The sequence below is a fragment of the Pseudomonas sp. B5(2017) genome (genome assembly GCF_002112825.1).
Taxonomy (GTDB): domain Bacteria; phylum Pseudomonadota; class Gammaproteobacteria; order Pseudomonadales; family Pseudomonadaceae; genus Aquipseudomonas; species Aquipseudomonas putida_Z.
In genome coordinates, this window is record NZ_NEIR01000012.1 from 209353 (window position 1) to 230927 (window position 21575).

General features: G+C 63.7%; 23 protein-coding genes. 10 read left to right on the top strand and 13 right to left on the bottom strand.

Annotated features, from left to right (window positions below):
• Window positions 1-12 precede the first annotated feature (12 nt).
• The 3 genes from can to CAG00_RS19345 are packed head-to-tail and all read right to left on the bottom strand — an operon-like array spanning window position 13 to window position 1941.
• A complete protein-coding gene (gene can, locus CAG00_RS19335; RefSeq protein ID WP_085665089.1) occupies window positions 13-651 on the bottom strand; it encodes a carbonate dehydratase in 639 nt (212 codons plus the stop codon).
• A 52-nt stretch (window positions 652-703) separates the two neighbouring features.
• A complete protein-coding gene (rimI, locus tag CAG00_RS19340) occupies window positions 704-1159 on the bottom strand; it encodes a ribosomal protein S18-alanine N-acetyltransferase (RefSeq protein ID WP_025337640.1) in 456 nt (151 codons plus the stop codon).
• A complete protein-coding gene (locus CAG00_RS19345; protein ID WP_085665090.1) occupies window positions 1156-1941 on the bottom strand; it encodes an energy transducer TonB in 786 nt (261 codons plus the stop codon). Before CAG00_RS19345 ends, rimI begins: the two co-directional genes overlap by 4 nt.
• Window positions 1942-2226: 285 nt before the next feature.
• Between CAG00_RS19345 and mksB the strand changes: the two genes are divergently transcribed.
• From mksB to mksF, 3 genes are read left to right on the top strand one after another with little or no spacing between them, the layout of a single operon-like run.
• Window positions 2227-3516 carry an Mks condensin complex protein MksB gene (gene mksB, locus CAG00_RS19350; protein WP_024086237.1) on the top strand — a complete coding sequence of 430 codons (1290 nt, stop codon included), beginning with the start codon at window positions 2227-2229 and terminating at the stop codon, window positions 3514-3516.
• Window positions 3506-4213: an Mks condensin complex protein MksE gene (mksE, locus tag CAG00_RS19355; protein WP_025337638.1), complete on the top strand. Its 708-nt coding sequence runs from the start codon at window positions 3506-3508 to the stop codon at window positions 4211-4213. Before mksB ends, mksE begins: the two co-directional genes overlap by 11 nt.
• Window positions 4210-7044: an Mks condensin complex protein MksF gene (gene mksF / locus CAG00_RS19360; protein ID WP_015268901.1), complete on the top strand. Its 2835-nt coding sequence runs from the start codon at window positions 4210-4212 to the stop codon at window positions 7042-7044. The genes mksE and mksF overlap by 4 nt, the downstream gene beginning before the upstream one ends.
• Before the next feature lie 125 nt (window positions 7045-7169).
• On the opposite strand, the gene CAG00_RS19365 is transcribed toward mksF, so the two are convergent.
• The 5 genes from CAG00_RS19365 to rplU form a co-directional block, all read right to left on the bottom strand.
• On the bottom strand, window positions 7170-7583 hold the full coding sequence (locus tag CAG00_RS19365) for a CreA family protein (protein WP_085665097.1): 414 nt from the start codon (window positions 7581-7583) through the stop codon (window positions 7170-7172).
• 52 nt (window positions 7584-7635) lie between these two features.
• The gene (gene proB / locus CAG00_RS19370) at window positions 7636-8754 is read right to left on the bottom strand and encodes a glutamate 5-kinase (RefSeq protein ID WP_025337635.1); all 1119 of its coding nucleotides are present in this window, start codon (window positions 8752-8754) and stop codon (window positions 7636-7638) included.
• An 85-nt stretch (window positions 8755-8839) separates the two neighbouring features.
• Window positions 8840-10066, bottom strand: a complete 1227-nt coding sequence (gene cgtA, locus CAG00_RS19375; RefSeq protein WP_025337634.1) for an Obg family GTPase CgtA — start codon at window positions 10064-10066, stop codon at window positions 8840-8842.
• Window positions 10067-10255: 189 nt separating this feature from the next.
• Complete coding sequence (rpmA, locus tag CAG00_RS19380) at window positions 10256-10513, bottom strand: 50S ribosomal protein L27 (protein ID WP_003247464.1); 258 nt, start codon at window positions 10511-10513, stop codon at window positions 10256-10258.
• Between the two features lie 38 nt (window positions 10514-10551).
• The gene (gene rplU, locus CAG00_RS19385; protein WP_003247466.1) at window positions 10552-10866 is read right to left on the bottom strand and encodes a 50S ribosomal protein L21; all 315 of its coding nucleotides are present in this window, start codon (window positions 10864-10866) and stop codon (window positions 10552-10554) included.
• A gap of 244 nt (window positions 10867-11110) precedes the next feature.
• Between rplU and CAG00_RS19390 the strand changes: the two genes are divergently transcribed.
• The 3 genes from CAG00_RS19390 (at window position 11111) to CAG00_RS19400 (ending at window position 12938) form a co-directional block, all read left to right on the top strand.
• Window positions 11111-12079 (top strand): polyprenyl synthetase family protein, encoded by a 969-nt coding sequence (locus tag CAG00_RS19390; RefSeq protein ID WP_003256318.1) that lies wholly within the window; start codon window positions 11111-11113, stop codon window positions 12077-12079.
• A 187-nt stretch (window positions 12080-12266) separates the two neighbouring features.
• Window positions 12267-12608 (top strand): zinc ribbon domain-containing protein YjdM, encoded by a 342-nt coding sequence (locus CAG00_RS19395; protein ID WP_009686103.1) that lies wholly within the window; start codon window positions 12267-12269, stop codon window positions 12606-12608.
• Between the two features lie 84 nt (window positions 12609-12692).
• Window positions 12693-12938 carry a hypothetical protein gene (locus tag CAG00_RS19400; RefSeq protein ID WP_003256316.1) on the top strand — a complete coding sequence of 82 codons (246 nt, stop codon included), beginning with the start codon at window positions 12693-12695 and terminating at the stop codon, window positions 12936-12938.
• 118 nt (window positions 12939-13056) lie between these two features.
• Here CAG00_RS19400 and CAG00_RS19405 read toward each other — a convergent pair whose 3' ends face one another.
• From CAG00_RS19405 to CAG00_RS19425, 5 genes are all read right to left on the bottom strand, one after another.
• Window positions 13057-13674: an FKBP-type peptidyl-prolyl cis-trans isomerase gene (locus CAG00_RS19405; protein WP_025337633.1), complete on the bottom strand. Its 618-nt coding sequence runs from the start codon at window positions 13672-13674 to the stop codon at window positions 13057-13059.
• Window positions 13675-13759: 85 nt separating this feature from the next.
• Window positions 13760-14065, bottom strand: coding sequence for a DUF6482 family protein (locus CAG00_RS19410; RefSeq protein WP_015268897.1), 306 nt, complete (start codon window positions 14063-14065; stop codon window positions 13760-13762).
• A gap of 158 nt (window positions 14066-14223) precedes the next feature.
• On the bottom strand, window positions 14224-14712 hold the full coding sequence (locus CAG00_RS19415) for a TIGR00645 family protein (protein ID WP_003247486.1): 489 nt from the start codon (window positions 14710-14712) through the stop codon (window positions 14224-14226).
• A gap of 191 nt (window positions 14713-14903) precedes the next feature.
• Window positions 14904-15242, bottom strand: coding sequence for a hypothetical protein (locus CAG00_RS19420; protein ID WP_003247487.1), 339 nt, complete (start codon window positions 15240-15242; stop codon window positions 14904-14906).
• A 161-nt stretch (window positions 15243-15403) separates the two neighbouring features.
• Window positions 15404-17842, bottom strand: coding sequence for a Lon protease family protein (locus CAG00_RS19425; protein WP_085665091.1), 2439 nt, complete (start codon window positions 17840-17842; stop codon window positions 15404-15406).
• A 253-nt stretch (window positions 17843-18095) separates the two neighbouring features.
• Here CAG00_RS19425 and CAG00_RS19430 point away from each other — a divergent pair, with 253 nt between their 5' ends.
• The 4 genes from CAG00_RS19430 to CAG00_RS19445 form a co-directional block, all read left to right on the top strand.
• Window positions 18096-18584, top strand: a complete 489-nt coding sequence (locus CAG00_RS19430) for a DUF3015 domain-containing protein (RefSeq protein ID WP_003256313.1) — start codon at window positions 18096-18098, stop codon at window positions 18582-18584.
• A 74-nt stretch (window positions 18585-18658) separates the two neighbouring features.
• A complete protein-coding gene (locus tag CAG00_RS19435; protein WP_075043715.1) occupies window positions 18659-20512 on the top strand; it encodes a DUF4105 domain-containing protein in 1854 nt (617 codons plus the stop codon).
• A gap of 240 nt (window positions 20513-20752) precedes the next feature.
• Entirely contained in the window at window positions 20753-21109 is a 357-nt protein-coding gene (locus tag CAG00_RS19440) for a hypothetical protein (protein ID WP_025337630.1), read from the top strand.
• Between the two features lie 67 nt (window positions 21110-21176).
• Window positions 21177-21575: GreA/GreB family elongation factor (locus CAG00_RS19445; RefSeq protein WP_085665092.1), on the top strand; the 399-nt coding region annotated here is incomplete at its 3' end.

Consider the following 21575-nt stretch of genomic DNA (forward strand, 5'->3'; position numbering starts at 1 on the left):
TGGCAAACGTTACTACTCCAACGCCCGCAACCGATACTGCGACGGCAGCTGGGCGAAGCCGCTGATGGTGGTGTCCAGGCTCTTCCACCGGCCATCCTTGATGCCATAGATGCAGCCATGCACCGACAGCTCCTGACCACGGTGCCAGGCGTTTTGCACGATGCTGGTGTGAGCCACGTTGGCCACCTGCTGGATGACGTTCAGTTCGCACAGGCGGTCGACCCTGGCCTCTTCGTTGTCCAGCTTGGCCAGCTCGGCGCGCTTTTCGTAATACAGGTCGCGTATCGAGCGCAGCCAGCCGTCGATCAGGCCCAGCTGGCGATCCTGCATGGCGGCGCGCACGCCACCGCAACCGTAGTGGCCGGTGACCAGGATGTGCCGCACTTTCAGTACTTCCACCGCGTACTGGATCACCGACAGGCAGTTGAGGTCAGTGTGCAGCACCACGTTGGCAACGTTGCGGTGGACGAACAGATCACCCGGTAGCATGCCGACGATTTCGTTGGCCGGCACGCGGGCGTCGGAGCAGCCGATCCAGAGGAATTCCGGAGTCTGCTGGCGGGCCAGCTTGGCGAAGAAGTCGGGGTCGCGCTGGTTGATCGCGTCAGCCCAGCGGGCGTTGTTGTCGATCAGTTCCTGCAAGTCGTGCATGGTCGTTGCCTCATCAGGGTTTGCCTGCGTGACAGCGCAAGCCCCTGCAAGGTCAGTCCTCGAGCAGGGTGCAGGCCATCACCAGGGCGTCTTCACGGCCACCGGCAACCGGGTAATAGTCGCGGCGGCGGCCGATTTCGTTGAAACCGTAGCGCTCGTACAAACGATAGGCCGACTGGTTGCTGGCGCGCACTTCCAGGAAGCACTCCCTGCCATTGAGCTGGTAGGCCCGGGCCATCAGGTGCTCGAGCAGGCGCAGGCCCAGGCCGCAGCCCTGGTTTTCCGGCTTGACGGTAATGTTGAGCAGGTGCGCCTCGTCGATGATCACGTTGATCACGCCATGGCCCACCTGCTGCTGGCCGTCGAACATCAGCCAGACTTCGTACGACTTGAGCGCATCCTGAAAGATCCCGCGGGTCCAGGGATGACTGAACGCGGCATATTCGATCTTAAGTACGGCATCCAGATCCGCCTCGGTCATCGGGCGGAAGCTGATCGAGTCACTCATTCAACGCTCTTCCAGCGCGCCATCAGCTGGCGCATGGCTTTCCAGACGTCCGCCTTGCGCTGCGGCTCGTCCATCAACAGTTCAAGGCCCGGCAAGGCCCAGGCTTCGCCCAGGCCCTCGAGCTTCAGGGTTTGGTAATAGGCTTCGCCGTCGACATTGGCGGCAAAGCGCAGCGCCGGCAGGCCGACCAGCCACAGGCAGGTGCACGGGGCGTCTTCCAGGCGCGCCTGGACAAAGCCCTGGACGAAATCGCGCGCCGCCTCCGGGCCCTGGTCCATATTGCCGCGCACCAGCAGCGGCCAGCGCACCGGCTCGCCGATGATCTGCGGGGCGTCGGGCAGGCCGGCGGCGCGCAGCATGTCCTTGAGCAGCAGGTAGGACGGGTCGCGGCTCTGGAACGGCTGGCCGGTGGCCAACTCCACCAGCAGCAGGCAGCTGCCGGCTCGCAGCAACTGCAGCGAGAAGCGCGGGGGTGGCACCGGGGCCGGGCGCGGTGGCGCGGCCTGCTCCTCGGCCTCGGCGGGCTTGGCGGCCGGCTTGGGCACACTGCCCGGGCGCGGAATCTCGATTTTCGGTCGCTCGCCGGAGCGGGCCTGGGAGGTGACTGGCGCCTCGTTGGCAGCCGGTGCCGGCCTGACGTCGAAATCGAGGTCCTCGACCGGCGCCACCGGCAGCAGCAGCTCGGGCCGCGACGGTGCGGCGAACGGCAGTTCGGCGCGCGGCAGCCAGTGCACCACTTGCATGGCGGAAAGGTAGGCGCGGCGACGGGGTTCGGTGAGCAAGGGGCGGGGTTCCGAGGAGCGAAGACAAAGGGCCATTCTAACGCCGTTGGCATTCGAGTGCCGCAACTGGTCGGCGGATTTTTATTGCCTGTACTGGCCCTTTCGCGGGTGAACCCGCTCCCACCGGTACTGCGCAAGGCCCTGTGGGAGCGGGTTCACCCGCGAAAGGGCCAGTGAATCCCCTACAACGACAAAGGTTATCTCTCATTACAGACCAAGGGGTGAAAACCTCCCCCCCGGATGCAGTACAATCGCCCCCTTTTTCTTGGCAACGAGTCGAAGCCAATGATCGAACCCAAGCGCGTCCTGCGCGCCCTAGCCGAACACTGGGCCCTGATCGAGCCGCTGTGCGAGCGTTTCGACCAGGGCACCCTGAGCCTGGTCGAATTGCGTCAGCATGTAGCCCGCCAGCAGGTCGAGAGCACCCCGCAGGACATCACCCAGCTGCTCGACGTGTGGATCCGCCTGGATATCCTGGTCCCGGTGGCCAAGAGCCCGAACCGTTTCGAGCTCAACGCGCAGATCCACGATTTCCTCGCCTACCTGCGCCGCGAACACCGGCTGGGCCTGTGCCTGGAGATCGAAGCCTACCTGCGCCACCTGGAGCGCCTGGCCGGGCATATCCAGGACGCCTTCGACAACCGCGACAGCGACGACCTGGCGCGCCAGCTGCGCCTGCTCGACATGCGCGTGCGCGATGTACTGAAGAAGCTCGACAACGACGAACAGGCACTGGTGGCCGTGGCCGAGCGGGCCAAGACCAGCAACCGCCAGATCCCGCTGCGCCAGCGCTATGCCGAAGTACTGGCGACCTGGGACGAGTACGTCGAGCCGATGATCCAGCTGGTCAACGCCGACGGCGCCTTCGAACAGGGCGTGCGCAAGGTCGAGACCGTGCTGCTGAAGCTGCTGGGCGAACAGGCGCGCCTGGGCCACCTGGTCGACGACGACATGCTGCTGCGCACCCACGCGCGCATCCTGGAAATGCAGACCAGCGCCCAGCTGACCCTGCGCCACGCCCGCGAACTGCTGCTGCCGCTGCGTGAAGAAGCCCGCCGGCACAACGCCGTAACCCGTGGCGCCGCACTGGCCCTGTCGGTGATCCGGCGCAAGGGCATCGACGCCGTACCGCAAGCGGCCATGCCGATGTTCACCCGCCCGCAAAGCACTTTCCTCGGCAGCGCCAGCCAGGTCGAGGCCTATGTCTACGCCCTGGCCCGCTTCGAGCCCAAGCCGGCGCGCTTCCCCAAGGCCCACAAGACCCAGTCCGGCGCCCTGCCCCGTGCACCGCGCACGGTCAAGGAAATGGCCGAACGCTGCGAACAGGCCCTGCCGCTGCCCGACCTGATGGTCTGGCTGCTGGAGCAGGAACCCGAAGGCGCCACCGACGAGCTGCTGTACTGGTTCTCGCGCCTGTCGCGGGAAAAGCGCTTCAAGCGCGAACGCCTCGACCGCCGCGAGTACATCACCCAGGAACACCTAGTCAGCCTGCGCTCGTTCGCCCTGACTTCCAGCCGCGAAGACGCCGCCAGCGCGCCTACCGAATCCAACGCGAGCCCAGCCCATGCATCTTGATCTTTCCGAACTGTCCCAGCTCGCGCCGATCTTCCGCGAGCTGTTCAAAGGCTTCCACGTCAGCCGCCGCGACCCCGAGCTGTACGCCCAGCTGTCGAACTTCCAGGACCAGTACCGCACCCTGTTCAAGGCCCTGGGCTTCGAACTGGTGTGCGACACCCGTGGCTTCTACTACTTCGTGCCGGACATGACCGCCGCGCAGGTCAACAAGACCGCGCAGCGCCTGTCGCTGTTCACCTTCATCCTGGTCGAACACCTGGCCGACCAGGGCCGCGACCCGATGGCCGTGCTCGATGGCGGCAGCATCGGCCGTGACGAACTGCCCTCGCTGCTGGACAAGTACCGCGACCTGTTCCTGCAGGCCGAAGTGCAGACCGTGGACGAGCTGGAAGAAAAAATCCTGCGCCGCATGACCCAGCTCGGCTTCGCCTTCGAGGAAGGCGGCATCTACCGCTTCCTGCCGCCGATGCATCGCTTCCTCGACGTGTGCCTGGCCGTGCAGCAGGACCGCGACCTGGCAGCCACCCTGCACAGCGACCTGCCGCTGCCGACCCCGGTACTGGTCGAGGAAGAAAGCCCCGAAGAACTCAACCGCACCGACGACCCGCTCGACCTCACCCCCTTCGAGGGCGAAGAAAGCGAAGAGGAAGCCCTGGCCCGGGCGATCCGCGAAGAGCAACAGGAGATTGACGCATGAGCCAGGAACGCTACGGCATCCGCCGCTTCGCACTGCTCAACACCGCCGGCTACAGCCTTGGCCTGTTCCCGCTGGAGCACCCACTGTCGGTATACGGCGCCAACAACCTGGGTAAATCGGCGTCGATCAACGCCCTGCAGTTCCCGATCCTGGCGCGCATGTCGGACATGAGCTTCGGCAAGTACAGCCTCGAGCAGTCGCGCCGCTTCTACTTCGCCAGCGACACCTCGTACATTCTCTGCGAACTGAGCCTGCCCCACGGCCCGCACGTCATCGGCGTTGTCGGCCGCGGCCCGGGCGGCGGTTTCGGCCACCAGTTCTTTGCCTACAAGGGCGAACTGGACCTGGCCCACTACCAGAAGAACGACACCTGCCTGCGCCAGAAAGAGCTGTTCACCAACCTCGAGCGCCTGGGGATCAAGGCCTACGAGCTGAAGCCGGACGAACTGCGTCGTCTGCTGGTCGGTGGCCACACCTCGGTGCCGCTGGACCTGACCATGATCCCGCTGCGCTCGACCAGCGAGCAAAGCCTGAAAACCTTCCGCGCGCTGTTCATCAACCTGCTGCACATGCGCGAAATCACCGCCGCCAAGCTCAAGCAGCTGTTCCTCGACGCTTTCGAGCACAGCCTGCGCTCTGGCAGCGTCGACTATATCGCCGCGTGCGAGGAAGCCTTCCGCGACGTGCGCCGCATGGAACAGGACTACAACGCCCTGGTCGCCGCCGGCCCGCTGGTCGAGGCCCTGGCCGGTGGCGTGGCCCAGCGCGACATCCTGCGCGGCAAGCTGCACCGCATTTCGCCAGTGCTCGACACCCTGCTGGGCACCTGGCAGGAATACGCCATGGCGCGCAAGGAAGAGCTGGTGATCCAGGCCGAGCACTACCGTGGCGAGCAGGACCGCCTGCAGAACGACCAGCGTGGCGGTACTCAGGAGCTGATGCGCCTGGAGCGTGAAATCACCGGTATCCAGCGCTGGCTGGGCGAGCTGTCGGTGCTCAAGCACCGCTTCGCCCTGGTCGATGACGTCAAGGTGCTGGAGCAGCAACTGCTGGCGGCCAAGGACGCCCACGACGAACTGGCCGGCGCCCTGGCCCAGTCGCGGCAGTTCAGCGCCGAAGACCTGGACGAACGCGTCCGCGACCTGGAAAAGCGCCTGAAGCAGGTCAAGCAGCAGCTCGACCACGCCGACAACAACAGCTACGCCCGCCTGCGCGAAGAGTTCTCGCAGCAGGACGTCGACCGCCTGATGCGCCTGTTCAATGGCGCGCTGTTCAGCCTGCCGCTGGGCGACCGCGGTATCGAACTGGACGACAGCGACCTGTGGGTAAAATCGCTGGAAGCAGTACTCGACGGCTTCAAGGGCGAACGCTTCGAAGCCCCGGGCCTGTCCATCGACCTGTCGCACATCGACCCACCGGCGCTGCAGGCCCTGGCCGACCGTGCGGCCCTGCGTGACCAGAAAGAGCGCCTGGAAAAAGAGCTGAAGCAGCTCAAGACCCAACAGGCCGTGGCCGCCGACCGCTCCGCCTCCAAGGCGCAGACCGAGGCCCTGTACCAGGAAGTACTGGACGCGCAGAAAGCGCTGGAAGACTTCCGCCGCAGCGAAACCCTGGCCGCCGAAGAGCCCGAGAAGCTGGAGCAGCTGTCGCAGCTCGAAGCCGCGCAGGACGAACTCAAGCGCTCCAGCGACGCCTTCACCGAACGCGTCCAGCAGCTGTCGGCCAAGCTGCAACTGGTCGGCCGGCAGATCGGCGACCTCGAGGCCAAGCAGCGCACCCTGGAAGACGCCCTGCGCCGTCGCCAGCTGCTGCCGGCCGACCTGCCCTACGGCACGCCGTACATGGAAGCCATCGACGACTCGATGGACAACCTGCTGCCACTGCTCAACGACTACCAGGACAGCTGGCAGAGCCTGCAGCGGGTGGACAACCAGATCGAGGCGCTGTACGCCCAGGTGCGCCTGAAAGGCGTGGCCAAGTTCGACAGCGAAGACGACATGGAACGCCGCCTGCAGTTGCTGGTGAATGCCTACGCGCACCGCACCGACGAAGCCCTGACCTTGGCCAAGGCCCGCCGCGCCGCGGTCACCGACATCGCCCGGACCCTGCGCAACATCCGCAGCGACTACGACAGCCTCGAGCACCAGCTGGCCCTGTTCAACCGCGAGATCAACAAGCGCCAGGTATCCAACCTGGAGAGCTTCCGCGTGGTGCTGGCGCCGAACAAGGAAGCGCTCAAGCACATCGACCAGATCATCCACAGCGCCGGTCAGTACGAAGAAGGCGAAACCCTGTCGGTGTTCGACCTGACCCAGAGCGCCGAGCAGGACAACAAGAACGAAGAGGCCAAGGAATACCTGGCACGGTTGGTGGCAGCCAACCACAACCAGCTGGGCCTGAAGGACCTGTTCGAGCTGGCGTTCGAGATCACCAAGGTCAACGGCCAGCCGGTGATCCATGCCGACATCGACGGCGCGGCATCCAACGGCACCACCATGACCATCAAGGCGCTGACCAACATGTACCTGTTGCTGCACCTGATGGACCGCGACCTGGCCGGGCGCATCCGCCTGCCGTACTACCTGGACGAAGCGGCGGACATCGACGAACGCAACCAGGCTGCGCTGCTGGAAACCAGCCTGCAGCTGGGCTTCGTGCCGATCCTGGCGAGCGTGAAGCCGCAGGTGTCTGCACGCGTGGCGATCGACCTGGAAGGTGGCAGCGGGCCGAATGGCATCTACATCGACGAGGCGGACTGGAAGTTCATCAGCCGTCGGGATGAGGTGAAGGCGGTTGTGCGTGAGGATCATCAGGCCGAGGAATTGGCCTGAGGTAATTGGGGCCGCTTTGCGGCCCTTTCGCGACACAAGGCCGCTCCTACAGGGATTCGCGCCCCCTGTAGGAGCGGCCTTGTGTCGCGATGGAGGCCAAAGGCCTCCCTGGATCTACCAGGCTATCAATGAGCCCAAGGCAGAATCGGAATCGCGGTCACCGCATTCTGCGGGCTGCCTTCGATCATGCGGTCGCTGTACACCAGGTACACCAGCGTATTGCGCTTCTTGTCCAGGAAGCGCACCACCTGCATGGTCTTGAACACCAGCGAGGTGCGTTCCTTGAACACTTCCTCGCCATCCTTCAGCTCACCCTTGAAGTTGATCGGCCCGACCTGACGACAGGCAATCGATGCCTCCGCCCGGTCCTCCGCAAGCCCCAACCCACCCTTCACGCCGCCAGTCTTGGCCCGCGACAGGTAGCAGGTCACGCCCTCGACCTTGGGGTCGTCGAACGCCTCGACCACAATACGATCATTCGGCCCGAGGAACTTGAACACGGTGGAGACCTGGCCGATTTCCTCGGCCCCGGCCAGCATCGGCAACGCCAGTGCCGCCACGGCAATAATCCTTTTCAGCACGTGCGCGCCCTCAGACCAGAACCAGGTTGTCGCGGTGCACCAGCTCAGGCTCCGCGATATAGCCCAGGATGCTTTCGATGGCATCCGACGGCTGACCAATGATCTTCTGCGCCTCCAGGGCGCTGTAGTTGGCCAGGCCGCGCGCCACTTCATGGCCGTCCGGGCCGACGCACACCACCATCTCGCCACGGCGGAAGCTGCCCTGCACGGTTTTCACGCCAACCGGCAGCAGGCTCTTGTTGGCTTGGCGCAGCGCCTGCACGGCACCGGCGTCCAGCACCAGGGTGCCACGGGTCTGCAGGTGGCCGGCCAGCCACTGCTTGCGCGCGGCAAGCATGCCGCGCTCGGGCGACAGCAAGGTACCCAGACGCTCGCCAGCCTTGAGGCGATCCAGCACGCGCTCGATGCGGCCACCGATGATGATGGTATGGGCACCGGAACGGGCTGCCAGGCGCGCGGCGCGCAGCTTGGTCTGCATGCCGCCACGGCCCAGGGCGCCACCGGTACCGCCGGCCACGGCGTCCAGTGCCGGGTCGTCGGCGCGGGCCTCGTAGATCAGCTGGGCGTCGGGGTTGTTGCGCGGGTCGGCATCGAACATGCCATCGCGGTCGGTGAGGATCACCAGCAGGTCAGCCTCGACCAGGTTGGCTACCAGCGCCGCCAGGGTGTCGTTGTCGCCGAAGCGGATCTCGTCGGTAACCACGGTATCGTTTTCGTTGATCACCGGCACCACGCCCAGGTCGACCAGCGTGCGCAGGGTGCTGCGGGCGTTCAGGTAGCGCTTGCGGTCGGACAGGTCGTCATGGGTCAGCAGGATCTGCGCGGTGTGCTTGCCGTGCTCGCCGAAGCTCGACTCCCAGGCCTGCACCAGGCGCATCTGGCCGATCGAGGCAGCCGCCTGCAGCTCGTTCATCGCACTCGGTCGCGACGTCCAGCCCAGCTGGCTCATGCCGGCAGCCACGGCCCCGGAGGAGACCAGTACCAACTCCACGCCTGCCTCACGCAGCGCGACCATCTGCTCGACCCAAACGGCCATGGCACCGCGGTCGAGGCCTTTGCCATCGGCGGTCAGCAGAGCACTGCCAATCTTCACGACCCAGCGCTTGGCGCCCGTCACCTTGCTTCGCATCTTCTTCCAACCTATGTCGAATCTGTAGATACCGTGGATACAAAAACGCCGCTCCAAAGAGCGGCGTTTAGTGTACTGCAACCGGTCAGTCGCGCACGTAAATGATTTCCGGGCCGTCTTCGTCGTCCTCGAAATCATCGTCCCAACCGTCATCGTCGCCGATGTCGTGCACGCTCTTGACGCCGGTACGGCGCAGGGTACGGGCGTCGTCCAGGGCCTGCAGCTGGGCACGGGCTTCGTCTTCGATACGCTGGTCGAGGTCGGCCAGCTCTTCGGCGTAGGCCGGGTCGTTGGCCAGGCGGTCGGCGCGGTCTTCGAGGTAGCGCATCAGGTCGTGGCTGAGCTTTTCGGTGCCCTGCTTGGAGATGGCCGAAATCACGTAGACCGGGCCTTCCCACTGCAGGCGCTCGACCACTTCCTTGACCCGCTCGTCGCGCTCGTCTTCCATGACCATGTCGGCCTTGTTCAGCACCAGCCAGCGCTCACGCTCGGCCAGCGACGGGCTGAAGCGGGTCAGCTCGTTGACGATGACTTCGGCGGCATCAGCCGGGCTGCTTTCGTCCAGCGGCGCCATGTCCACCAGGTGCAGCAGCACGCGGGTACGCGCCAGGTGCTTGAGGAAGCGGATACCCAGGCCGGCGCCTTCGGAAGCACCTTCGATCAGGCCGGGGATGTCGGCGATGACGAAGCTCTTCCAGCGGTCGACGCTGACCACGCCCAGGTTCGGCACCAGGGTGGTGAACGGGTAGTCGGCCACTTTCGGCTTGGCGGCCGAAACCGAGCGAATGAAGGTGCTCTTGCCGGCGTTTGGCAGGCCCAGCAGGCCGACGTCGGCCAGCACTTTCATTTCCATCTTCAGGTCACGCTGGTCACCTGGCTTGCCCGGGGTGGTCTGGCGCGGTGCACGGTTGGTGCTGGACTTGAAGCGGGTGTTGCCCAGGCCGTGCCAGCCGCCCTGGGCGACCATCAGCTTCTGGCCCGGGGTGACCAGGTCACCGATCACTTCCTGGGTGGAAGCGTCGATCACGGTGGTACCGACCGGCACACGCAGGAACAGGTCGTCGCCTTTCTTGCCGGTGCAGTCGGTGCTGCCGCCGTTGGCGCCACGCTGGGCCTCGTGGTGACGGGTGTAGCGATAGTCGACCAGGGTGTTGAGGTTTTCGTCGGCGATCATGTACACCGAACCACCGTCGCCACCGTCACCACCGTTGGGGCCACCGTTCTCGATGAACTTCTCGCGACGGAAGCTCATGCAACCGTTGCCGCCGTCACCGGCCTTGACCCGAATGGATACTTCGTCAACAAACTTCATTCAAAACCGCCTCTCGCCTGCTGGCGAGTTGAATACCTGAAAAACCTGAGGCTCTTGCAAAAATGAGCGCGGCGGCCCCGTACGACCGTAGAAACCCACGCCGGCAGCCCATACAAACAGCTTTGCAAGAGGCTCACCACAAACGAAAAAGCCCCGTCGCATGACGGGGCTTCTGGAGCGACGTCGCGATTAAGCGGCGACGATGCTCACGTAACGGCGCATGAACTCGCCTTTTTTCTCGAACTTGATCACGCCTTCGATCTTGGCGAACAAGGTGTGATCCTTGCCCATGCCAACGCCGTAGCCAGCGTGGAATTCGGTGCCGCGCTGACGGACGATGATGTTGCCTGGCTTGATAACCTGGCCGCCATACATCTTCACGCCAAGGCGTTTCGATTCTGAGTCGCGACCGTTACGAGTACTACCACCAGCCTTCTTGTGAGCCATGGTTCAATTCTCCAAATAAATTCAGGGGATCTAGGGGATTAAGCCTGGATACCGGTGATTTTGATCTCGGTGAACCACTGGCGGTGGCCCATACGCTTCATGTGGTGCTTACGACGACGGAACTTGATGATGCGAACCTTGTCGTGGCGGCCTTGCGAAACGACTTCGGCCACTACTTTGGCGCCAGCAACAACTGGAGCACCGATGGTGACTTCTTCACCGTTGGCGACCAGCAGGACGCGATCGAAGGTCACGGATTCGCCAGTGGCGACTTCCAGTTTTTCGATCTTGAGGAATTCACCTTCAGCGACTTTGTACTGCTTGCCGCCGGTAACGATTACTGCGTAAGACATGGTATTTCTCCGATAATCCTGCTCACCCAGCGCTTTATATGATGAGTATTGGCTGGCATGGCTGCACAGGGCTGGAACGGCCCGGCGCAATTGCGTAAGGCAGGTGCTGCCCAGGAAGTTAGGGTGCGCGATTGTACGCAACCGCGGTTTTGCTTGCAAGTACCGCCCCCGGGGCGCTGGCACCGCGCCTTGACACACCGGGACCTGCGACCTAGCATGCCGCGCAACCTCACTGGAGCAGCCGATGCAACCCCAATCCTTCTACCGCGCGGTGGCTGATGATTTCAGCGCCGTCGACGAGATCATCAAGAAGCAGCTGACCTCGCGCGTGCCGCTGGTATCGAAGATCGGCGACTATATCACGTCCGCCGGTGGCAAGCGCCTGCGCCCCCTGCTGGTGCTGCTGTGTGGCAAGGCCCTGGGCCGCGAAGGCGACGACCTGCGCCTGCTGGCTGCCACCATCGAATTCCTGCACACCGCTACCCTGCTGCACGACGACGTGGTCGACATGTCCGGCATGCGCCGTGGCCGCTCCACCGCCAATGCCCTGTGGGGCAACGCGCCGAGCGTGCTGGTGGGCGACTTCCTCTATTCGCGCTCGTTCGAGATGATGGTCGAACTGGGCTCGATGCCGGTCATGCAGATCCTGTCCAAGGCCACCCGCGTGATTGCCGAGGGTGAAGTGCTGCAGCTGTCGCGGGTACGCGACGCCAGCACCACCGAGGAAGTCTACATGGAGGTCATCCGCGGCAAGACCGCGATGCTGTTCGAAGCTTCGACCCACAGCGCCGCCGCGCTGGCCGAAGCCACCGACGAACAGCGCGAGGCCCTGCGTACCTTCGGTGACCACCTGGGCGTGGCGTTCCAGCTGGTCGACGACCTGCTGGACTACAAGGGCGACTCGCAGACCCTGGGCAAGAACGTCGGTGACGACCTGGCCGAAGGCAAGCCTACCCTGCCGCTGATCTACACCATGCGCGAAGGCACCGCCGAACAGGCTGCGCTGGTGCGCCAGGCGATCCAGAAGGGTGGCCTGGAAGACCTGGAGCAGATTCGCGTGGCGGTCGAGGAGTCGGGTGCGCTGAAGTACACGGCGGAGCTGGCGCGTGACTATGTGAAGCGTGCGATCCAGTGCCTGGAAGTGCTGCCGGCCAGCGAATATCGTGATGCGCTGGTCGAGCTGAGCGAGTTTGCGGTCGCGCGTACTCACTGATAGACCGAGTCGTATTCTTCGCGGGCTTGCCCGCTCCCACAGGGATCGCGCAAGCCTCAAAGGTAGCGCAGATCCTGTGGGAGCGGGCAAGCCCGCGAATGCTTTTGTCCGGACATAATCACTTCTGAAAAAATACCTTATACAATTCGGGTTTTTAACCGCCCGTCTGTTTGTTTGAGGAACCGAAGTGAGCACTCTGCCACCCTGCCCGAAATGCAACTCTGAATACACCTATGAGGATGGCACTCAGCTGATCTGCCCTGAATGCGCCCACGAGTGGTCGGCCAGCGGCGACGCCGAAGCGGCCAGCGACGAGGTGGTGAAGAAGGACTCGGTCGGCAACATCCTGCAGGATGGCGACACCGTCACCGTGATCAAGGACCTCAAGGTCAAGGGCTCGTCCCTGGTGGTCAAGGTCGGCACCAAGGTCAAGAACATCCGCCTGTGCGATGGCGATCACGACATCGACTGCAAGATCGACGGCATCGGCGCCATGAAGCTGAAGTCCGAGTTCGTACGCAAGGTCTGATTTTCCAAAAAACCGGCAATTGGCGCTTGCTATTCAGATAATAAGAATTATTCTCATTGGGACTGCTATCCAAGGAGAATAGCCATGACTTATCTGATCGACGCCTGGCTGGACCGCCCTCACCCCTACCTGCGCATTCTTCATCGGGAAACCGGCGAAGTGTGCGCGGTGCTCGAAGAAGAAGCGCTCGACGAGCTGCGTGACCAGGGCGACCTGGACATGAGCGGGCTGAACTCGAGTGAACCGGGGGTGCTCAAGGAGCTGGTGCGGAATCTGTTTCTGTTCTGCTATGCGCGGGCGTTGCGCCCCGGGGGAACAGACTGGAACTGACGGACCTGGCGAGGGCTTCGCCCTCGATCGCGACACAAGGCCGCTCCTACAGGTGCGTGCGTTCCCCTGTAGGAGCGGCCTTGTGTCGCGAATGGGCCGCAAAGCGACCCCAGCGGCATTACAGAACGTCGAGCAGCTCGACGTCGAACACCAGCACGCTGTGCGGCGGGATGCTGCCAACGCCTTGGGCGCCGTAGGCCAGCTCGCTTGGCACGTACAGGCGCCATTTGCTGCCAGCGTTCATCAGCTGCAGGGCTTCGGTCCAGCCAGCGATCACGCCACCTACCGGGAATTCAGCCGGCTGACCACGGTCGTAGGAGCTGTCGAACACAGTGCCGTCGATCAGGGTGCCGTGGTAGTGGGTGCGCACGTTGTCTTCGCGGGTCGGCTTGGCGCCTTCGCCTGCGGTCAGTACTTCGAACTGCAGGCCCGAAGCCAGGGTGGTGATGCCGTCACGCTTGGCGTTTTCGACCAGGAATGCCTTGCCAGCGGCAGCAGCGGCTTCGGCCTTGGCGGCTGCTTCGGCTTGCATCACATCGCGGATGACCTTGAAGCTGGCCGACAGGTCGGCTTCGCTGACGCGGCTGTCGGCGCCGTTGAAGGCGTCGGTCAGGCCGGCCAGGATGGCTTCCAGGCTGACGCCTGGTGGCGGGTTGTCGCGCAGCTGGCCGCCCAGCTGACGGCCGATGCCGTAGCTGACGCGAGTTTCGTCGGTGGACAGGTTGAGTTCGGACATTGTCGTGCTCCACTGCAGGGCGCAGTGAAGCCGCGCCCTTGATGAAAAGGGCGAGCAGCCTAGCACACTGGGGCGCTGCGAGCAGCTACCAGGCCGAGCGCTGGGAAATCGGCACCTTCAAGTCTTCTTCCGGGTGCGTGCCCATACCGCACATTTCGTCCTGCACCGACCAGTGCACCAGGTTCATCGAGACCATGGGGATGGTTTGCAGCAACTTGCGCGCGTCCTCCACCGAATGTACGCGCAAGCGTTCACCACGGGCATCGGACAGGGGGTGGGGGTGGCCTTTGATCCGGGCCTCGAGCAGGTAGTCACCGCCTTCGATGGCGATCAGGTTCAGTTCGTCGACATGGCCAGCCCTGGCCTCGGTGTTGAGCTGATGCAGGTTCATGAAAGCACCTCGCGATGGGAACCACGCATGAGAGCTCATTTTTTGTACAGAAAGGGAGAATGCACAAGGCATGACTGACGCCGCTCGTCAGGTGGACCGTGCCGGCCTCTTCGCGGGCTTGCCCGCTCCCACAGGGTTTGCGAAGAGGCCTGACAGGCTCAGTGCTTGGTCAGCTTGTCCAGGTAGCCCATGCAGAATGCCGAGACCACGAAGGTCATGTGGATGATCACGTACCACATCAGGTAATCGGTGGAGATGTTCTGTGCATCCATGAACACCCGCAGCAGGTGGATGGACGAAATGGCCACGATCGACGCGGCAACCTTCATCTTCAGCGACGAAGAGTCCATCTTGCCCAGCCAGTTGAGCTTTTCCTTGCTCTCGTCGATGTCCAGTTGCGAGACGAAGTTCTCGTAGCCGGAGATCATCACCATCACCAGCAGGCCGCCCACCAGCGACATGTCGATCAGTGACAGGATCACCAGGATCAGGTCGGCTTCGCTCAGGGCGAAGACGTTGGGCAGGACGTGGACCACTTCCTGGAAGAATTTCAGCGCCAGGGCCAGCAGGCCGAGGGACAGGCCGAAGTAGATGGGGGCGAGCAGCCAGCGCGAGGCATACATCGCGTTTTCGAGGATACGTTCCATGGAGGGTTGGGACTCATCAGGTGACTAAAAAGCGACGGCGAGTATAGCCAGCCACCTGTTACAGCAAAAGCCCGGTGAATGGGGCTGCTTTGCAGCCCATCGCGACACAAGGCCGCTCCTACAAGAGATCGCGGTCCCTTGTAGGAGCGGCCTTGTGTCGCGATGGGCCGCAAAGCGGCCCCCTGCATCAATCAGGTCTCAGGATGAAACTGGTAATCCCCCAGATTCCGACACCGCTCACCATTGATCCGCCGCAACTGCGCCTGCAAATGCAAACACCAGATCTGCGGATCCTCGGCCACCTGGTACCCATGCAAGGTCAGGCTGTCGACAATGGCATTGAGCACAGATTCGGCCACCAACGGCCCATGGAACGGCCCCTGGGCCTTGATCGCGGACGGTTGTTCACCGGCCATGCCGGCGGCGAACAGCAGCGTCCACATGCCGTTGTCCCCGGCCAGCGGACGGATGCTGCATTCGATGCGGGTCACCAGGCCCAGGCACTGGCGTGTGAGGCTGAGATTGCGCATGGCCGCGCCCCCTCCAAAAAGCCTTGTTCAGCCTGAACCTCAGGCTGTTTCCATCCTGAACGCTGATACCGTCCTTAAGTTCCAGCATAGAAGAACGGTACAGAAAGATGGAAAACCGGCGCTGAACGGTAGCACATCGCCGCTAGCGCCGGTTTCTTGACTCAGGCCGGCTTGGCCTGGGCAATTACCTCTTCCAGGCGTTCTTTCTCCGCCTTCTCGATTTCTTCCTCGCTGATCATCTCGGCAATCTCACGCAGGCGCTCCACCACCCGGGCGTTGACGCTGCCCTCGGTGAACTGGCCCTTGTCATCCAGCACACCGGCCTCCTCGCCCACCAGCAGGCTCAACGCCTCGTCGGCCTGGCTGACCGCGTACACGTGGAACATGCCATTTTCCACCGCCTGCAGCACACGCTCGTCGAGCATCAGCGTGGCGACGTTGGCACGCGGGATGATCACCCCCTGCTCGCCGGTCAGGCCACGCGCCTCGCACAGGCGGAAGAAGCCCTCGATCTTCTCGTTGACCCCACCCACCGCCTGCACTTCACCAAACTGGTTGATCGAGCCGGTAATGGCGAAGCACTGTTTGAGCGGCGTGCGCGACAAGGCCGAGATCAGCGTGCAGGCTTCGCCCAGCGAGGCGCTGTCACCGTCCACATAGCCGTAGGACTGTTCCAGGGCGATGCTCGCCGAGATCGCCAGCGGGAACTCCTGGGCATAGCGGCTGCCCAGGTAGCCGGTGAGGATCATCACACCCTTGGAGTGGATCGGCTGACCGAGGTTGACCTCGCGCTCGATGTCGACGATACCGCTGCCGCCCGGGTACACGGTGGCGGAGATGCGCGCCGGCATACCGAACGCCGAATCACCCACTTCAAGCACGGTCAGGCCGTTGCACTTGCCGATGGCAGCGCCTTCGGTGTCGATCAGGATGATGCCGGCGAGCATGTCGTCCAGCACCCGCTGCGAAACACGCCCGGTGCGGGTGGCCTTGGCCTTGAGCGCACGCTCGATGTGCCCGGCGTCGGTCATTTCGTCACTGGCCAGCTGGCGGATGAAATCGGCTTCGCTGACCAGCTGGAACAGGTCGCCGATACGCGCCGACAGACGCGACTGGTTTTCTGCCAGGCGGGCGCTGTAGGTGGCCAGGCGCGCCACCGCGTCACTGGTCAGTGGCGCCATGCCCTCTTCGTTGGTGCGGGTGCGCAACAGCTGGGCGAACTGCTCCAGGTTCTCGTCGACCATGGGCATGTCTTCGTCGAAGTCCACCAGCACACGGAACATCTCCTGGAAGTCCGGGTCGTGGTCCTGCAGCGCGTAATACAGCTGGCGCGAACCGATGATGACCAGTTTGATGTTCAGCGGGATCATCTGCGGTGTCAGGCTGACGGTGGCCACCCGGCCCAGCTCGCCCAGTGGCGACTCCATCTTCAACTTGCGCGACTGCAGCGCACGCTTGAGCGCGTCCCAGACGAACGGCTCGCCCAGCATCTTCTCGGCTTCCAGAATCAGGAAGCCGCCGTTGGCGCGGTGCAGTGCGCCCGGGCGCAGCTGGCGGTACGAGGTGTACAGCGCACCCTGGTCGGTGCTGTATTCGATACGGCCAAACAGGTTGTCGTAGGTCGGGTGCGGCTCGAACACCACCGGCGCACCGCCGTCGGCGTGGTGGCCGACCACCAGGCTCGGGGCGTACTGCTCTTCCAGCAGCTTGCGCGCGGCCGCGTCGGTCTTGCTGTCATCGACCAGTTGCTCGACCACGGTACGCAGCAGGTTCAGCTGCACCGACTGCAGGTAAGCGCAGACCGCAGCGTTCTCGGCGTACTTTTCCGACAGCGGCGCCAGCAATGGCTGCAGGGCCAGGGTAATGGTTTCTTCGTTGAGATGACGCAGCTGGTTGTTCGACTCGCGTTTCCATTGCGGCAGGCTGGCCAGCTCTTCGTTCAGGCGTTCCTCGAGCAGGGCGATATCCTCGTGGAACTGCTCGCGCACCTCTTCCGGCAACTGGGCGAATTCGGCTTCATCCAGCGCCTTGCCGTCGGCCATCGGGGTGAAGGCGACGTTGCTGGCGTCGCGGTACAGGGCCACGTCCTTTTCCAGCGAGGCGCGCTCGATCACATCCAGGGCGCGGTCGTAACGCTGGTTGAAGGCGCGGTCGATGGCGCCTTTCTTCTGCTGGTACGACGGGTGCTCGAACACCGCCGGGAAGGTCGACAACAGGTTGTCGATCAGCCCGTTCATGTCGCTGATGAACGCCCCGGCGCTGCCGGACGGCAACTCCAGTGCGCGGGGTTCACGGGTGTCATCGAAGTGGTTGACGTAGACCCAGTCGGCCGGGGTCTGCTGGCGCTTGCCCTCAGCCTTGAGGTAGCGCTTGACGAACGAGAAGCGGCCGGTGCCGGGCTCGCCCATCACGTACACGTTGTAACCAGGGCGCGGCATGGCCACGCCGAACTGCAGGGCCTCGACAGCACGCTCCTGGCCCAGGACTCCGCGAAACGGCTCCAGATCGTCGGTATTGGTAAAGGCAAACTGCTCGGGGGAGAAACGCCGGGTCAGGGCTTCAGGCGCGAGACGCAGGCGCGCAGCGACAGGATCGGGCATTGGGTTTCCTTACTTCGGCGGGGCAGATACGCAGCATTCTGGCGCTGCCCGCGCGCGCCTTGCAAGGCTCCACGGGACTTTATGTCGCAGCCGGTGCGGGTCATGTAACAGCAAATTTTTCGCAATCAACAACGCAACTCTTAGATCGTGCCTAAACTCCAAGCTGCGCGGGTGGGTGAAAAGCTTTCCCGACCTGGCAACCGAGTTGCCAGAAACCCTGACCCTTGGTTAAGTCAAATAGAGAACAAATGCTATGAAACGGATTCTTCTGGGTACTCTGTTCACCGTGGTCTCGATCAATGCCATGGCCGAAGCGCCAGGCGGCCCGAACTGCGGCTGGGGCAACATGCTGTTCGAAGGCCAGCGCGGCACTCCGGCACACTTCCTGGCTTCCACCACCAACGGCACCTCCGGTAACGCCACCTTCGGCATGACCTCCGGCACCAACGGCTGCTCGACCAAGGCCTCGCTGACCTACGGCGGCAAGTCCTGGTTCGCCATGAACGGCATGATGAATGAGCTTTCCGAAGACATGGCCATGGGCCAGGGCGAAGCACTGACCACCTATGCCGTGGTTCTCGGCGTGGCCCCGGAAGACCGTGGCTACTTCGCATCGGTCACCCACCAGCACTTCAACCAGATCTTCAGCAGCGCCGACGTCACTGCCGAAACCGTCCACAGCAACACCCTGGCTGTTCTGAAGAACGACCCACGCCTGGCCAAATACGCAACCGAGGCCTGAGTGCAGCTGCTCCCGCCCCGGCCCCGGGGCGGGTTTCGCCTTTTTTCGGCATCGTTAAGAAGTAGTTGCCCGACATGCTCAAACGCTTCGTATCCCTGGCGCTGTGTGCCTGCGCCCCTGTTCATGCCGCGCCCGTGCTGGACCAAGGCCGTGTCCAGCAACTGGCCAACACCCCTTACTGGATTGCCCTGGGCCATTACGAAACCGCCAAGCTGGGTGGCTGGCGCAGCTATGTGGACGATGATGCGTTCTTCCTCGCCGAGGATGGCGCGCACCACCCCGACCAGGAACTGCAAGCCACGGTCGAAGCGCTGTACGCCCCGGCCAGCCTCGGCGACAAACATGCCCAGTGCGTATTCCCGGCGCGCACCCGCTGGCTGCGCGAACAGCTCGACCTGCAAGACTTGCCGCAACCGGACTGCCAGGAATTCACCACCTGGTACCAGTCGATCGACCCGCACAGTGCGGCGCTGATCTTCCCGGCGGCCTACCTGAACAGCCCGTCATCGATGTTCGGCCACACCTTGCTGCGCATCGACCAGTCCAACACCCGCAGCGACGACACCACGTTGCTGAGCTACGCGATCAACTTCGGTGCCTACATCGAAGGCAGCGACAACAGCATCCTGTACGCCTGGAAGGGCCTGATGGGCGGCTACCCGGGCCTGTTCGCGCTGATGCCCTACCAGGAAAAACTGTCCGAATACCGCAGCCTGGAAAACCGCGACCTGTGGGAGTACCAGCTGGACCTGACCCCGGAAGAAACCGGGCGCATGGTCGAACATGTTTGGGAGCTGAAGCAGGTCCAGTTCGACTACTTCTTCTTCGACGAAAACTGCTCGTACCGCCTGCTGGAGCTGCTGCAGGTGGCCCGGCCGAGCCTGGACCTGACCTCGCAGTTCCCGCTGACCGCCATCCCGACCGACACGGTGAAGGCCGTGAAGCAGTCCGGCATGGTCGCCAGCGAGACGTACCGCCCCTCTCGCGAACGTGAACTGCTGGCTCGGGCCGAGCCGCTCGATCACGACGAAAAGCGCCAGGTGCTGGCTGCAAGCGCTGACACCGCGCACCTGCAGAGCCCCGAGTTCAAGGCCCTCCCCCGCCAGCGCCAGGCGCTGGTGCAGGATGCCGCGTACCGCCTGGAGCGTTACCGCGCCAATGGCCAGGAGCGCGACCCTGGGCAAGCCAAACGCAGCTTCGAACTGCTGCGGGCGATCAACAGCAACCCGCCACCGCCCCTGCAGATCGAGCGCCCGGGCCTGCCCGAGGACGGCCATGACTCGCGCACCTGGCAGCTTGGCGTGGGCACCCGCGAAGACCGCGCCTACGCCGAGTACGGCCTGCGCATGGCCTACCACGACCTGAATGACAACGCCTATGGCTTCCCGCTGGGGGCGCAGATCGAGATCCTGCAGCTGAAGCTGCGCCAGTACGAAGGCAACGACTGGCAGGTGCAGCGCCTGGACCTGGCCACCATCCGCTCGCTGACGCCGCGCAACGAGCTGCTCAAGCCTTGGTCGTGGCAGGTGGCCGGCGGGCTGGAGCGGGTGCCGGGCAAGCATGATGACGAAGTGCTGGTGAGCCATGTGAACGGCGGGGCCGGCGGCACCTGGCAACTGGCCGACGGGTTGCTGGGCTTTGCCCTTGGCACGGTGCGGGTCGAGCACCACAATGATTTTGCCCAGTTCATCGCCCCGGCGGCGGGCTTCAATGGCGGGCTGCTGTGGCGCAACGGGCTGGGCAACATGACGCTGGAGGCCAAGGGCGACTACTTCACCAATGGCGAGGTACGGCGCAGTGTGAGCCTGAACCAGCAGTGGGAGATCAGCCAGAACCTGGGCCTGCGGTTGAGTGCTTCGCGAGAGTTCAGCCACCTGGCTACGGCGCAGAACGAGGTGATGCTTGAGCTGAAGTGGTATCACTACTGAAGCGGACTTTGTGGGAGCGGCCTTGCGTCGCGAAAGGGGTGCGAAGCGCCCCCAGATTGTTGCACTCATGCAGAATTGCCGGGGCCGCTTTGCGGCCCTTTCGCGACGCAAGGCCGCTCCCACAAATGACAGCATCAAGGCTGACCTGTGTGAACCAACCGACTCTTTGACACTGTTTTGACGGCCCCCCGACAAATCGCCACCTAGACTTTCCAGTATCAACCGGAGGGTTTTGTGGTTATGTCGCGGTACTGGTTCGGCGTGTGCATGGCGTTGTTGCTGTCTGGTTGCGAAACCACCCACGAGCAGATGGTCAACCAGGGTTATCCCCCCGCCTATGCCGATGGCTTCCAGGATGGCTGCAGCAGCGGCCGCCAGGCGGCAGGGCTGATGGTCGGCGGCTTTCGCAAGGACGTGCCGCGCTACCTGCACGAGCGCCAGTACGAAAGTGGCTGGGACGACGGCTTTCGCCAGTGCCACGCCATGCAGAACAGCGAAGAACAGCGCCAGTACCACGAGCGCTTCTGGGACCAGCGCGAGCGCGACTGGGAGCAGGAAAAGGACCGCGACGCCGCACGCGCCTATCGCCACAACTGAGTCGCAAACGGACATCCCTTGAAACCGGCGGCCTGCGATGATGGTCTCCTGCACAAGGAGGCCACGCATGAGCCGAGCATTCGTCAACGAAGACCAGGCCGCTGCCCAGGCTGATCAGCCAGTCGAGCGACGGGTCAGCGAACAACCCAACTACGTGACCACCAGCGGCCTGCGCCAGCTGCAGGAGCGCGTGGCCGAACTGAACGCCCTGCGCAGCGAACTGCAGGCACAGGGCGAACGTGGCGACAAGCAACGGCTGGCGGATACCGAACGCGACCTGCGTTACTTCAGCGCGCGAGTGCAGAGTGCCCAGGTGGTGCCGGCGGCGACGTCGCGCAGCAAGGTGCAGATTGGTAGCCGGGTGCGGTTTGTCGATGCGCAGGACCAGGAACATGAGGTGCGACTGGTGGGCGAGGATGAGGCGGATGCCGGGCGGGGGTTGATCAACTGGGGTTCGCCGTTGGGG